Here is a 13,887-nt window from a genome sequence, read left to right on the forward strand (position 1 = left end):
AGAAAGCGCCGGCCCCACATGGGTGAGGACATTTGGGAGGTTATGCGGGGCCGATACTCCTCTATGGAAGCCTGAACCGGCTTCCTAGAAGCGCTTCTTCAAGGAAACCCTGTATTCCGTTCCTCGCCCGGGAAGGACTGCCATGTCGGAATAGGTGTCCGTTACGGGCTGGAAATAGAGCTCGTCGAAGACGTTATCGACGTTCAGCGCCAGCTCGTAGCCATTCACCGTGTAGAAGGCGGAGAGGTTCACGGTCTCGTAGGCTGGCAGAATGATCGCTTCGGTCAGCTTGCCAGCCGTCTCCGAAACGCTGGTGAGGCCGGCCGTGAGGCCAAACTGGCCCCAGTCTTTCTCATCCGAAACGTATGAGCCGAAGACAGAGAACACTGTTTGCGGGACGAGGCGGTACTCATAATCTCCCGTTGGGCCGAGGCCGGAGTCGGCGAGATTGTAGACCGCATAGGCGGCGCCGTATCCGTCGACCGGATCAAGACCGGTTGCCCAGACCGGGATATAAGCAAAACTGCCATCCGGTCCCTTCGTGGTGGTCTTCTGGGTGTTGCCTGCAAAGGTGAAGGACACGTTGTCCGTCGCCAGCCAGCGCACTTCAAGTTCGACGCCTTCCGAGGTGGTGCCGACGACGCTGTTATTGATGCCGACGCGCGTGCGTTCCTGCTCGTAGCCTGCAAGGCTGCCGACCAGCGTACCCTCAAGGAGTTCAAACTTGACCCCGGCTTCGAGCAGCTCTGAGTCGGAGATCCACTGGTCGCTCTGCACCAGCGCCGGCGCGATATCGCCCGCCTGGCCAATCTCAAGCGCAGCGGATTCGGCATACGTCACGTATGGGAACAGACCGACCGGTGTGTTGAAGCTAAGGCTGGCATTGTAGCTGAAGGCCGTGTCGTCGTCATCAAACTGAGTGTTCGAGGGGCAGTAACACAGGGCTCCGGTATCGATTGTGCTGACCTCGTAGGAATCAAACCGTGCCCCGAGAAGCAGGTTCACATAGTCGCCGAAAGCCATGTCCGACAGGGCGAAGACGCCGGTGTCTTTCCAGCTGGAATCGACAACGATATCCCAGCCCACGCCCGTCGTATTTGGCTCGTTGGAGAAAGGATCATCGATGATATCGTTGGGCGTTGCGCCGAAAATGATGTCGCGGCGGTCCAGCGAGATATAGCCCGCATTGAACGATTCCTTCTTGACGGCATCCTGTTGGCGATGGCCGATGCCGACCTTGTTCGTGGCGCGGAAGAAGCTGTCCTCAGAGCCAATGTCGAAATCGTAGGACAGGCGCGCTTCGGCGGCCCAGGCATCATAGTCTGCCGGGAAGCCATAGCTGACGAAACGCTGGTTCTCGAGGTCATCGTAGAAGACTTCGAAGCTGAGGCTATTGTCGCCGATGGCTTGTTCGGCTTCGAAGTACAGCGTGTTGGTGGTGGTCTCCGAGAAGTCCGCATCTGAGATAAAGATGGTGCGTGGATCCAGCTTCGCGGTTCCGACGCCTTCCGTCAGCTGGAAACGCGGATCGACAGGCGGCGTGAAGCCGAAATAGCCCACGACAAAGCTGCCGCCGGCCTCATCCGGCGTGATGCGGCCGTTACCGTCGGTATCAACGATGACCGTGTTGCGCCCGGTGATGTAGGTCTGGTTGTCGATGAGTTCCTGGGTGACCCGGTTCCAACCTGGTGACTGAACGTAGCCATCGGAGTCGAAATACTGACCGCTCATCGTGACGCTCAGCGTATCGGTGACGTCGAATTCACCCGATAGCTGCAGCATGACATGCTCTGCCGACACGCCGCGATAGAAGGAGTCTGAGTCCTCGACCTCAACATAGGCATAGAGACCACCGCGATCCGTGACCGGAACGCCGATCTGGCCGTTTGCATTGAACTTGCCGTAAGAGCCGACCGTTACCTCAGCCTCGCCCGTTACATCTTCGATGAATTGCCGGCCCGTGGCGCGAGCGGTCTTCGGGATGATGTTAATCGCGCCGCCGACCTTGCCTGGCCCAAAGACGGGCGTGGGCGGACCGCGGACGATATCAACCTGGGAGGCCGCGCCGAGCAATGTCGGGTAGGTCCCGCGGTTCTCAACGCGCTTGAAGCCGTTGAAGTATGTTTCGGCGAGCGTGCCGCGCGCATTGACGGCGCCTTTGACGCCGTAATAGCTGCTGGTGAACGTCCCCGGTGCAATCGCAATGAGATCGTCCACCTCTTCGATGCCGTAACGCTCCAGCGTCAGATCACTGACAAGTGTTGCGGAGCGCGGCGTCTCCAGCAGGGACTTGCCCATGCCGAATACGCTCTCGCTGGAGGATTGCTCAAGCAGACCTATCCGGTCACTGACAACCAGGACGCGGTCCAGTACCGCCTCATCATCAGTTTCTGCTGCCGGTTCTTCGACCTGCTCCTGTGCCAAAGCATGATTGGCCAATGATATCGCTGCCAGAACGCCTGTCAGATAATACAATGCGCGCATGTGTCTGTACCCCTCGAAAACTACAGCCATTGATTGGAAGGGCATTTGAAGGGCCAATCAGAAGCCGCGAGGAAGCATCTCTGAAATTTACTCTGAAATTTCAGTTGAAATGTTTAAATACTATGCAGAAAGGACGCGCACCAGCTTAGAAATCGTGCGGACCATGCAAATAAGCACGGACGCGCGCGCCCTCCAGACATCGTCCAGGGCGGCCCGGCAGCGCCTCATAAGGACATGTTCCGTCCCAGACGCGCAGAGTTCATTTCTGATTTGGAGTATTGGACGACTTAAGAAGCAAACCTGCGTCCAGCTCGGAATGAGGCAAACAGGTCAGGTCCACTACTGCGCGGCGAACTTCTCACCCATCACTTTTCGCATTGCCAGCTTCGCTGTCTCGCCGTCGCCTTCTGATATGGCAATTGCCGCTGCCCGGTGGTTGGCAATGTCTTCCAGCCTGTCTTCGTCAGGGCGGGTCGTCATCGAATAATACCAATAACGCGCGGCCTTGTTGTGCAGGTTGATGATGATGCGGGCCAGGCTCAGATTGTGGCTGGCGATTGCAACGGCTTGGTGAAACCGCTGATCCATGGCGATGATTGCCCGAAAATCCCGAGTGGTGGCCGCTTCTTCAGCGCCATCGAATGCATGGATGATTTCCTCGACCTCCGAGCTGGTGGCGTATTGAGACGCCAGAAATGCCGCATGCGGTTCGAGCAGGCATCTGACATCGTATGCTTGCTGTACCTCCTGAACGTCTATCGACGTCACGATTGTGCCGGAGCGGGGGCGGCGCAGAACCAGACCCTCCAGCGAGAGGCGTCCCAATGCATCGCGTACGCCTGCGACGCCGAGATTGTATTGTTTGGCTAGGCCCATTTCATCCAGACGGGCATTGGGCGGCAAAATGCCGAGAATGATGTCGAGCAGAACCTGTTCGTACGCCTTGGATTTCTGAAGTTCAGGGGCCCAATCTTCTGTGTGGCGGATGTCGCTGAAACCCTGAGGCTGAAACGGCGTCGTCTCCGGGCGAGGCCTGATCTTGTCTTGAATGCTCATATGCGTCCCTCCCTTTTTGTCTTCTATCTTTCACCGACTCCAATGGCACAGCCCGACCGTTCTTGTCTCTCGGGGGAATCCCTTACCTGAGATCATGCTGATCTTGGTTGGAATCAGAATTTCCAGTGTCAGTGGTTGACGCATTAATGTCAAACATAACACCTAACATTTCAGAGCACGTGATTCTGGTGAGAGAGGGCTATCGCTTGAAAATCGGAAAGAGACCTGGACCACCGAAGAAACACCGCTCGGACCGCGTCGGAGAAACGTTGGAGATCAGTCGTAGGAGGGTGATCGCCGGTCTGGGTGGCGGCTATGTCCTTTTGGGAAGCTGTACATCGACAAGCCGGCCAGCGGATATCGATGCCGAGTTTTTGCACGGCGTTGCGAGCGGCGATCCTACTCCAACTGCCATTGTCATCTGGACGAGAGTCTCCAGCCCAGGCGTCGAAGCTATCACCGTCGAATTCGAAGTTGCGTTAGACGCGGCCTTCCAGGACATCATACGCTCCGGCAAGACCCTTACGAGCGCGGCGCGCGACTTCACGGTCAAGGTCGACGTGACCTCCCTCTCTCCCGGTACGCGCTATTTTTACCGGTTCAGGGCGGGCAGCATACGGTCAGCCACTGGCAGGACACGAACGCTTCCCAAAGCGTCGGCTCGCAAGGTCCGGCTGGCCGTTGCATCCTGTGCCAATTACGGTTCGGGTTTTTACAATGCCTATCGCGCGATCGCAGAACAAGATGACCTCGATGCGATCGTTCATCTTGGCGACTACATCTATGAGTATGGCATAGATGGCTATGACGGCGAGACTGGAAGGGCACTCGGCAGACTCGTCGACCCGCCGCACGAAACGATTACGCTGGACGACTATCGCAAGCGCTTCGCCTGTTATCGCAAGGACACCGACCTGCAGGCTGCACATGCCGCTGCGCCGTTCATTTCTGTCTGGGATGATCACGAGACTGCCAATAATAGCTGGATGGGGGGTGCGGGTAATCATGATGCTGACGCCGAAGGCTCCTGGGAACGCCGGCGCGACGCTGCGTTGCAGGTTTATTTCGAGTGGATGCCGATGCGCGACCCGCGTCCCGGCGAGGCGTTCCGGTCACTGGCCAGAACCTATGAATTCGGAAAAGTTGTATCGCTTCACCTGATCGAGTCGAGGTTGACGGGCCGGGATCAGCCTCTCAGCCTTTCGGCAATTGCAGCCTCGGCCGAAGCACCGAACGCTGTCCTGTCCGATCCGGGGAGAACAATGCTTGGCCTTCGCCAGGAGAAGTGGCTGGAACATGAATTTTCTGCATCCGTCTCGAACGGAATCGCCTGGCAGCTTCTCGGCAACCAGACCGTGATGTCCCCCATGCTGACGCCGGATTATCTGCAGATCCTTCCGGACGATATTCTGGACCCGATCCTCGCAGCAGATGGGTATGCAGCAAACTGGGTCCGGCGCTCGGCACTGGGACTTCCTGTCAATCTCGACTCCTGGGACGGCTATCCGGCTGCACGGGCACGGCTTCTCTCATCGGCAATAAAGGCCAACGCCAATCTTGTCGTTTTGTCAGGTGACAGTCACATGTTCTGGGCAAATGATCTCTTTCGCGAACCGGACAACATGTTCGCGGGTGTCGAATTCGCGACTGGCAGCATCACGTCTCCTGGCGGCTATCAAAGCCTTTCACCGGATGAGAGGATCTTTGGGATCGCAGCCTCCGCCACTGTCGAAAAGAATGAAGGCGTGCGGGCAGCAAATGTCCGCGACAAGGGCTTTGTCTTGCTGGAGGTGACCGAAGGATCAGTCGAGGCGAGATATGTTCGCGTCAACACGATCGCCGCCAGGGATTTCCAGGCAGAAACCTTCCTGATCGCCAGAACCGAACGGGATATAGAAGGCCGCCTCAGCACGCTTACCATTGCGCAGGACTCTCAAAGCCGCTGATTTATCGCGCGGTTTAGGGCCTTAGCTCTCGAGTAGGTGACGTCCGACACATACAAACACGTCTCCGCCGGCCGACGGCAGAGCCTTTCCAGGCAGTCAGAATCTGATGCCGTTCGAGCGATGGCGTTTCTTTTCTGTTTGAACCGGGATCGTGAAGAAAGGTGGCAGTCCTGATTGACGTGATCGTTTATCGCGGCGAGCGAGGATCGATCCCGAAGGCGTCGCAGCATAAAGCGACGTCTTCTGACAATGCCCGTTTCTAGTGATGACCACGCTGGACGAGCAAGCAAGATATAAAAGTTGAAGTCATATTCATTTTATGTGAAGGTTCTGAACTGTTGGATTGTCGCTCTGGCGCTTCGGTCGTGAGGTGCTCGGGAATTGAAGGATGACCACATCTGGCCGGATGGATGTTCTATAGGAGTGGTGCCGTGAAAAGCTTAATTCTCTCAATGATCATGCTTCCGCTCGGCCCGGCTTTGTCGCTGCCGTGCGTGGCAGAAAGCCCTGACTGGATCGATGAGTCCGTCCAGTCCTTCGCAGAGGAAGTTGGAACGCCGGGACTTTCTCTCACAATCATGGAGCAGGGAGAGATAGTTTGGGACGGTGCGCAGGGATATGCGGACCTTGAACAGATGACGCCGATGACGCCACAGAGCCTCATGCGGATCGGGTCCATCTCTAAAACAATAACGGCCGTGACGACGGTAAAAATCGCTTCGGCTGGTCTCGTCGATTTGGATGCGACAGTCAGCGACTATCTGCCTGGATTTACGGGTCCGGCCCGCTTGGTTACGCTTCGGCAACTGGCATCCCATACCGGATGTGTGCGAGGCTATGACTCGCCCGAAGAAGAGATTTCCCTAACGCATTATGCCAGCATGAAGGCGGCATTGGCTCGCTTCTCCGATGATGATCTGATTTGCGCGCCGGGCGATGCCTTCAACTACTCAAGCTACGGGTACACCTTGCTGGCTGCTGTGCTTGCCGAGGCGTCCGGTCTGTCCTTTGGTGAGCTGATAAACGCGCAAGTCCTCGATCCGCTGGGCCTGGACAGCGTTGCGCTTGATGATGCTGTGCGCGTCATTCCGGGCCGAGCCGCTTTTTATGTGGAGTCGGAGGGCGGCGAACTCGAGAATGCACCATTCAATGATTATAGCTACAAGTATGCCGGTGCCGGGATGCTGGCGTCGACCCGCGATCTTGCCAGGTTTGGGGCGAATTTGGTTGGGCAGGGGTTTCTGACGCCGGAAGATGAAAAGGCGATTGTCTCTCCGGCCAGGCTCAATAGCGGGGCGTTCACCGACTATGGCCTCGGCCTGTATGTCAGCCTGCCGGATTTCCTTGAGGCGAGGAGAGCTTACCTTCCTGAGGCGCTGTATGAGGAGTTGATGGATCAGGTGGCTGGCCGACCGCTCTACTGGCACACCGGAACCAGCGAGGGGGCAGTGTCGGTGCTCATGATTGAACCGGACTCCCAGCGCGTACTCGCGCTCTCCATAAACAAGGGCGGTCTGGAGAAAGAGGTCTTGATCTTTGCGATTGGTCTGATGGACGAGCTCAGGGCATCCTGAGGCCGTTTTCTGGGCGCTGCGATAGTTTAGGTGGTGCTCATTTGGGCAAAATCAGAAAAAGAGTTGCTTAAAATATGAAAATGATCTCAAATTTAGTATAGTGCAAATATGGCCCAGTTGGGAGCCTTCTGGCTCTTCGGTTCGACGTGTGGCGGGGCAGGACCCATCACCAGTATTTTGGTGCAGGAAGGATTTTAGGACGCAATGACACATTCAAGTCTTCACAAGCTTTTGACTCTGGCGCTTTTCATGAGCGGCTCCGTGATGGCGGGTGCGCAGGCGCAGGCGCAGGAGGCGTCGGACGAGACTGAGGCGACCTATTATGATGTCGTCACCGTGACCGTGCGCCGGCGCGAAGAGGCCATTCAGGATACACCGTTGGCCGTAACGGCTTTCGGGGCAGACCTGATGGACGCAGCGGCGCTGGATGAGATCGGCGATCTTGTTTCACTCAGCCCGAATGTGACGTTCGAGCCCGGCGGAGATTTCGTCAGCTCCAACATCGCCATCCGGGGTGTGAGCCGCGAACGCTCTACTGAGGAACCGGGTGTGGGGATCTATCGCGACGGCGTTTATGTCGGCGGTCCTGTCACGACACTCTCAGATCTCTATGACCTTGAGCAGGTCGAGATTCTTCGTGGGCCTCAGGCGGGACTTTACGGGCGCAATGCAGTTGGTGGGGCCGTGAATATCGTTACGGCTCGTCCGGTCTTTGAAAATACGGCGAAGATTGATTTGCGTTTAGGGAGCTACGACCGCCAGGAAGTCATCGGCATGGGCAATTATGCCTTTTCCGACCAGCTCGCTGGGCGACTGAGCGTGAAACTGGTGAACCAGGATGACGGCTTTACGCGCAACGCTTTTCTCGACGAGGAACTGGAAGCCCGCGAGAACCTGTCGGCGCGCGGGCGCCTGCTCTGGCAGCCGAGTGAGACCACCGACCTGCTGCTTACTGCGGCTTATCGCAAGGATGAAGGGCAGACGCCGGGCGTCTACCGAATTGGCGACGATCCGGAGAACCTCGCCTACGATACCGAAACGCCGTATAATTCAGAGGAGTGGCAGCTCTATTCCGAATTTAATACCGCGCTAGGCACGGGGACGCTGACCAATGTCCTGAGCTATCGGACGGTCGATGTCTTTCAACAGGACGATACCGACTTTTCCAGCGCCTATCTGCAAACCTCAACGCGCGATATCGAACTTGAGACTCTCTTCGCTGAGCTGCGCTATGCGTCCGCTCAGGATCAGGCGTTTCGTTACCTGGTCGGTGCAACGCTGATACGCGAAGAAGCTTTTTTCGATACAAATTTTCTGATTTCAGTCGGCGTGCCGGGCCTGGGATCATTCTTCGGACCTGACAATGGCGGCCTGACGGGGGACAATCTGGATAGTGTCCTGTTTGATCTCGATAATGATCAGGAGCTGATGTCATACGCGGCATTTGGCGAACTGTCTTATGATCTGACCGATCGGCTGACCCTTGATGCGAGTTTGCGGTATACGCGTGATGAGCGTGACGTTGACTTTGAGCAGGCTACGCCCGGCTGCACGGCCTGTATCGCTATCGTCGGGCGCTCGCTCGATTATGGCGTGACCTCCGACCCGGTCTTTGAGAACTGGTCGCCGGCCGGCACATTGAGCTATGACGTCTCTGACGATGTCATGGTCTATGCGACGGTCTCGACCGGCTTCAAGGCTGGCGGGATTAATGAAGGGGCCAGCCAGCCGAAATACCTGCCGTTCGATAGTGAGACGTCACTGAGCTACGAAGCCGGGTTGAAAGCGTCTCTAGGGGAACGTGCGCAGCTGTCCTTGGCGGCGTTTTCGCAGAAGCGAAAAGATGCGCTGATCTCCGTGGACGAATCCGTGATCGACCCGACATTCCCGGCCGGAGTGAACGGCCTCGGCATCAATGCTGGTGAAATCCAGACTGCGGGGGTCGAGGGTGAGCTGTCCGCGCAGCCTATTGATGGTCTGCGCCTCAATGCGGCCTACGGCTATCTCGATGCGACCTACGACGAATTCGTAGTACCGCTGACGGGCGGCGGTGAGGTTGACTATTCGGGCAACCAGGTTCCGCGCAGCTTCCGCCAGAGCGTCAGCCTCGATGCCTTGTATACGGCGCCGCTGACGGATCTGGCCGATTTGTTCCTCTATGGCAGCTATAGCAATTCCTGGGATGGCTATCAGGACAATGCAAACCAGATTGAGTCCGAGCATCCCGAAATCATCAACCTGAAAATCGGCCTTGAGGGTGAGAGCTGGCGTGTGACCACATATGCCAACAATCTCGGCGATACGCGCTATATCACCTATCAGATCGGTAACTTCATACAGCGCGCCCCTGGCCGCGCCTTCGGTGTGCGCCTCGAGAAATCTTTCTGATCCGGCATGACGAACGAAGACCTGACAATGACCGGCCCCGTTCCGCCCTATCTCGTCTTCCTGGGTGACGAGAATCGCCTGCTGCTCGCAAAGACCGGGGTCGGAATTGTCCAGTGGGCGCCAGAGCGGTGCGTCGGCCAATACCGGCTTTCGACGCAGGCAATAGATCTCGGCCTGGAAGACCTTTCTCCGAGGGACGCTGCCGCGAGGGGCGCCAAGTCATTGGTTATCGGTGTCGCCGGAATTGGCGGCGCGATTCCGCCAGCCTGGCGGGCGGTGCTTCACGAGGCGCTTGAAGCCGGTCTGGACATCGTTGCCGGCATGCATGAGCGCCTGCATGATGATGCGGAACTGGCTGAGCGGGCAAGCGAGCTGGGACGGCGTCTTGTGGATCTGCGCGACCCACCGGCCGATCTATCCGTCGGTACGGGCAAGCCGCGTAGCGGTCGCCGCGTGTTGACCGTCGGGACAGATTGCGCCGTCGGAAAGAAGTTCACGGCGCTGGCTGTCTGGCGCGAACTGCGGGCGCGCGGCGAAGCGGGTGATTTCTGTGCCACCGGGCAAACAGGGGTGCTGATCTCCGGCAAGGGGTTTGCCATCGACAGCGTTGTCAGCGACTTCATATCTGGTGCTGCCGAGCGTCTTGCTCCGGCGAACGATCCGGCGCACTGGGACGTGATTGAGGGACAGGGATCGATCTTTCATCCGGCCTATGCGGGTGTCTCGCTTGGCCTCCTGCATGGCAGCCAGCCCGAAGCGATCATCCTCTGCCATGAAGCCGGACGCGAGAGGCTCGGCTATTTCGAGGACTTCCCAACGCCGTCTCTTGATCTGGCAATTGCCCGCCATCTTGAGGCCGCGCGCCTGACCAGTCTGGATGTGCGGTGCGCGGGCATCAGCCTCAATACGAAGTCATTGGCCGAGGACGAAGCGTTGGCGCTGTGCAAGACGTTGTCGGCGGAGCTCCAGCTGCCGGTCACTGATCCCATTCGAATGGGGGCAGGTCCGCTGGTTGACCGCCTTTTATCAATCCCGCCCAAGCCATGAGCGAGACGATCAAGATCTCGGTGACTGAAGCGTCGTGGCCGCTCAGGACACCATTGCGTTTTGCCTTTGCTGAACTCAATGCAATCGATGTCCTTACGGTCGAGCTGCGGCACGAAGACCATCGAGGCCGCGGTGAGGGCATTGGCGTGTTCTTTCGCGGTGACAGTCCCGAAAAAGGTATTCAGGAACTGCGGACCTATAAGGGTGGTTTCACGACCATGGATGAGGCGGTAGAGGCCTGCGCCGGATTGCGATCCTTCGCAGCCCGGAACGCACTCGACTGTGCAATCTGGGATCTTCGGTGCAAGCGTGATGGCATTCGAATTCACGAAAAGATTGGTGCGCCGGGCGGACCGGTTGATACATTTCAGACAATCAGCCTCGATAGCCCTGAAGTCATGGCGGAAGCAGCGGCCTCGATTGCCGGACCGCGCTTAAAGCTCAAGGTCGATGCGGCGCGCATCGTTGAGCAGGTTCAGGCTGTCCGCGCAATCCGCCCGGAGGCCATCTTGCTCGCTGATGCCAACCAAGATCTCGACCTGGCGCGGCTTGTCGAGGTTGCGCCTCTGCTCGCCGAGGCCGGGCTTGTCCTGCTTGAGCAGCCATTGCCTGCCGGTGGCGATAGCGCGCTGGCGGAGTATCGGTCACCCGTCCCACTTTGCGCCGACGAAAGCTGTTTCACGGCGGAAGACGTGCCCGCGCTTGTCGGCCTGTACGACGCTGTGAACATCAAGCTCGACAAAGCGGGCGGGCTGACAGGCGGGCTCGCCCTTCTCAGGACGGCGCGCAAGCATGGCCTTAAAGTACTCGTGGGTTGCATGGCGGGAACTTCGCTATCCATGGCACCTGCTCTTACTCTGGCGAGTCTATGCGACTTCGCCGACCTGGATGGTCCGCTCCTGTTGTCGAAGGACTTGCCGAATGGCGTTGAGTATAAAAGCGGCGTGGCCATGCCAGCGCCCGAGCGCTTCTGGGGGTAAGGCATGAATGATGGCATGAGCGGGCAAACGGCCCTGATCACGGGCGGTGCGAGAGGGATCGGTTTTGCGATTGCGAAAGGTCTGGCGCGCAGGGGTGTGCGTCTGGTCCTTGCCGATCTCGACGCGCGCCAACTCGAAACCGCGCAGGCGACCCTGGCTGAGATGGGCGCCGACGTCACCTGTGTCGAGGTGAATGTGGCTGACAGTGCCGCTTGCGACAGAGCGGTCGACGCCGCCGCAACAAGCGGTAATGGGCGCCTGGATATTCTGGTTCATTCTGCTGGTATCGGGCTGGAGAGGCTGTTCCTGGAAACGACCGATGAAGAATGGTCGCGAATGCTCGATGTCGACCTGTCCGGGGCCTTCTATTGCTGCCGTGCCGCTGGCCGGGTGATGCAGGCACAGGGCTATGGCCGCATCGTCAATATCGCCTCTACGGCGGGCGTCGCTGGCGGCACTGGGCGTGCGGCCTATGGAGCGGCCAAGGGCGGCGTTGTGATGCTGACCCGCGTGCTGGCGGTAGAGCTTGCGACATCAGGCGTGACCGTCAATGCTCTGGCGCCGGGGGCCATCGAGACCGATCTCGTCGCTCAAATGCATAGCGAGACCACCCGCAGGGTTTACCGGCGGGCAATTCCGGCAGACCGCTATGGCACCCCGGATGAGGTGGCCGCGGCCGCAATATTCCTCACCACGCCTGAAGCGGCCTACGTCACCGGTCATGTCCTTGCGGTCGATGGAGGCTTTCTGGCCGCGGGAATACTGCACAAGGATTGACGCATGTCCCGGCGGAATTCGGTTGTCGATAAGGGGCGGATGCGGCTATACGAAGTTTATGAATGTCGCTTCAGTTTCTGACACTGCCTCTCGCGCCGAGCCATCCAGCTTTGTCGATGCGCTCGCGCTTCGGCTTGAGGAAAATCCACCGAAACGCAAAGGTGAGCGAACCCGCGAACGTATCAAGCTTGCAACGGCAAGGATGCTGGAGCGCCTCGGTTATCATGCGATGCGCGTGCTGGACATTACGCAGGAAGCGGGTGTCGCGGACGGCTCGTTCTATGTTTACTTCAAGGACAAGAGCGAGGCCGCCCTGGCGGTGTTGTCCGAATTCGTGGAGTTCATCCCGCCCGGCGCCACAGTTGGCAATACCAGCCGTTCGGCCTTCGATACGATCCGTGAAACCAATTGCCGGTTCATCCGCCTGTCACGTGCGAACGCGGGCCTGATGCGATGCATGCTACAGGTGGTCGACGAGCACCCTGATTATTCCGCGCTTGTTCAGGACGTAAACCTGAACTGGTACACTCGTGTGTCCCGGAGTGTGATCCGCCACTATCCCGAAGGCGCGGTGGATGAGGATTCGATGCTCTTGGTCGCCTATGCCCTCGGCTCCATGATGGATGAGATCGTCCGCAGACTGGTCATCTATCCTGATCAGAATCTCATCCGACTGACCGACAAGATTGTGCCGACAGACAAGGCGCTGGCCGATGCCCTGAGCGTTCTCTGGTTCAGAACGCTTTATCCCGCCAGCGAAATTCCGAAGGGCCTGCGCGGCGCGGCGGCCAAGATCGCCCAGCTCAGCAATGAAACGGCCATGACCTAGGCCGTGGCTGCCCGCCAAACGGTGGGGTAGAGCGCTCCGGAATAGGGGGCTCCATCGGCAAGGTCCGGCTTCGTCGTCGGAATTGCTACTTCGCCTTTTGGCACGGTGTAGCGTGCATCGTCGCCCAGCCATCTTGTCGACAGTACCCGTCTGCGCCCGGCCTTGGGATTGGCCGGAGCGCCATGCACGAGCATCGCCTGGAAGATGAGGCAGTCGCCCGGTTCGACATCCCAGCTGAGAATCTCGTAATCGTCTCGCGCGGCTTCGATATCTGGCAGCTCCGGCAGGCCGGTGCCGTCATAGGGACTGCCGTCGGCAAAGTGGGCCGGATTGTAGGCTTGTCCCCAATTGTGGCTACCGGCAACGAATTCGAGGGCAACGTCTTTCGGAACAGAATCCACGGGCAGCCAGATTGAGCAGACCTGGCGACCGCTGACAGCCCAGTAAGGCTGATCCTGGTGCCAGGGCGTGCGTTGCTGGGTCCCTGGTTCCTTGACCAGCATCTGGTCGTAGAAAAAGGTCGATGTTGATGAGCCCATGATGAGGCCTGCCAGCTTGCCGGCAGGGGACTTCAGGATGAAGTCACGAAAGCTCTCATGGCGGGTCCACATGTCGAGGTCACCGAAGAAACGCTCTGCGCCAGCCGGACCATAGCGCTCGGCGTCTGGTCCGGGATGGGCAAGGGCTTCATCGATAGCGCGCTCGACCAGATCCAGCCATGGGCGGTCGAAGACGCCGCGCAGGATGCACACACCATCGCGATCATAGGCCTCGCGGGCCTGTTGGAAATCGGTCATGTTGAGTGG

General features: G+C 58.5%; 10 protein-coding genes. 7 read left to right on the forward strand and 3 right to left on the reverse strand.

The genetic code is table 11. The features are described from left to right. Positions 1 to 84: 84 nt before the first annotated feature. Together WNY37_RS05335 and WNY37_RS05340 are read right to left on the reverse strand one after the other, a co-directional pair. Positions 85 to 2,484 (reverse strand): TonB-dependent receptor, encoded by a 2,400-nt coding sequence (locus WNY37_RS05335; protein ID WP_342972430.1) that lies wholly within the window; start codon positions 2,482 to 2,484, stop codon positions 85 to 87. Positions 2,485 to 2,823: 339 nt separating this feature from the next. Then, positions 2,824 to 3,540 (reverse strand): GntR family transcriptional regulator, encoded by a 717-nt coding sequence (locus tag WNY37_RS05340; RefSeq protein WP_342972431.1) that lies wholly within the window; start codon positions 3,538 to 3,540, stop codon positions 2,824 to 2,826. A 290-nt stretch (positions 3,541 to 3,830) separates the two neighbouring features. Here WNY37_RS05340 and WNY37_RS05345 point away from each other — a divergent pair, with 290 nt between their 5' ends. The 7 genes from WNY37_RS05345 (at position 3,831) to WNY37_RS05375 (ending at position 13,081) form a co-directional block, all read left to right on the forward strand. After that, positions 3,831 to 5,486, forward strand: a complete 1,656-nt coding sequence (locus WNY37_RS05345; protein ID WP_342972432.1) for an alkaline phosphatase D family protein — start codon at positions 3,831 to 3,833, stop codon at positions 5,484 to 5,486. Between the two features lie 431 nt (positions 5,487 to 5,917). Further along, positions 5,918 to 7,060, forward strand: coding sequence for a serine hydrolase domain-containing protein (locus WNY37_RS05350; RefSeq protein ID WP_342972433.1), 1,143 nt, complete (start codon positions 5,918 to 5,920; stop codon positions 7,058 to 7,060). Between the two features lie 249 nt (positions 7,061 to 7,309). Continuing rightward, a complete protein-coding gene (locus tag WNY37_RS05355; protein ID WP_342972434.1) occupies positions 7,310 to 9,448 on the forward strand; it encodes a TonB-dependent receptor in 2,139 nt (712 codons plus the stop codon). A gap of 6 nt (positions 9,449 to 9,454) precedes the next feature. Then, positions 9,455 to 10,495, forward strand: a complete 1,041-nt coding sequence (locus WNY37_RS05360) for a DUF1611 domain-containing protein (RefSeq protein WP_342972435.1) — start codon at positions 9,455 to 9,457, stop codon at positions 10,493 to 10,495. Beyond that, the gene (locus tag WNY37_RS05365) at positions 10,492 to 11,475 is read left to right on the forward strand and encodes a dipeptide epimerase (protein ID WP_342972436.1); all 984 of its coding nucleotides are present in this window, start codon (positions 10,492 to 10,494) and stop codon (positions 11,473 to 11,475) included. Before WNY37_RS05360 ends, WNY37_RS05365 begins: the two co-directional genes overlap by 4 nt. 3 nt (positions 11,476 to 11,478) lie before the next feature. After that, positions 11,479 to 12,252, forward strand: a complete 774-nt coding sequence (locus WNY37_RS05370) for an SDR family NAD(P)-dependent oxidoreductase (RefSeq protein ID WP_342972437.1) — start codon at positions 11,479 to 11,481, stop codon at positions 12,250 to 12,252. 58 nt (positions 12,253 to 12,310) lie between these two features. Further along, positions 12,311 to 13,081 (forward strand): TetR/AcrR family transcriptional regulator, encoded by a 771-nt coding sequence (locus WNY37_RS05375; protein WP_342972438.1) that lies wholly within the window; start codon positions 12,311 to 12,313, stop codon positions 13,079 to 13,081. Here the strand turns inward: WNY37_RS05375 and WNY37_RS05380 are convergent. Next, positions 13,078 to 13,878 carry a phytanoyl-CoA dioxygenase family protein gene (locus WNY37_RS05380; RefSeq protein ID WP_342972439.1) on the reverse strand — a complete coding sequence of 267 codons (801 nt, stop codon included), beginning with the start codon at positions 13,876 to 13,878 and terminating at the stop codon, positions 13,078 to 13,080. The genes WNY37_RS05375 and WNY37_RS05380 overlap by 4 nt on opposite strands. Positions 13,879 to 13,887 lie beyond the last annotated feature (9 nt).

The sequence above is a fragment of the Henriciella sp. AS95 genome, from assembly GCF_038900055.1.
Taxonomy (GTDB): domain Bacteria; phylum Pseudomonadota; class Alphaproteobacteria; order Caulobacterales; family Hyphomonadaceae; genus Henriciella.

Excerpts from the sequence above, each read along its gene's own strand:
- WNY37_RS05360 (WP_342972435.1), top strand. The coding sequence starts at position 9,455 with ATGACGAACGAAGACCTGACAATGACCGGCCCCGTTCCGCCCTATCTC.
- WNY37_RS05355 (WP_342972434.1), top strand. The coding sequence starts at position 7,310 with ATGAGCGGCTCCGTGATGGCGGGTGCGCAGGCGCAGGCGCAGGAGGCG.
- WNY37_RS05380 (WP_342972439.1), bottom strand. The coding sequence starts at position 13,878 with ATGACCGATTTCCAACAGGCCCGCGAGGCCTATGATCGCGATGGTGTG.
- WNY37_RS05370 (WP_342972437.1), top strand. The coding sequence starts at position 11,479 with ATGAATGATGGCATGAGCGGGCAAACGGCCCTGATCACGGGCGGTGCG.
- WNY37_RS05365 (WP_342972436.1), top strand. The coding sequence starts at position 10,492 with ATGAGCGAGACGATCAAGATCTCGGTGACTGAAGCGTCGTGGCCGCTC.
- WNY37_RS05375 (WP_342972438.1), top strand. The coding sequence starts at position 12,311 with ATGAATGTCGCTTCAGTTTCTGACACTGCCTCTCGCGCCGAGCCATCC.
- WNY37_RS05340 (WP_342972431.1), bottom strand. The coding sequence starts at position 3,540 with ATGAGCATTCAAGACAAGATCAGGCCTCGCCCGGAGACGACGCCGTTT.
- WNY37_RS05335 (WP_342972430.1), bottom strand. The coding sequence starts at position 2,484 with ATGCGCGCATTGTATTATCTGACAGGCGTTCTGGCAGCGATATCATTG.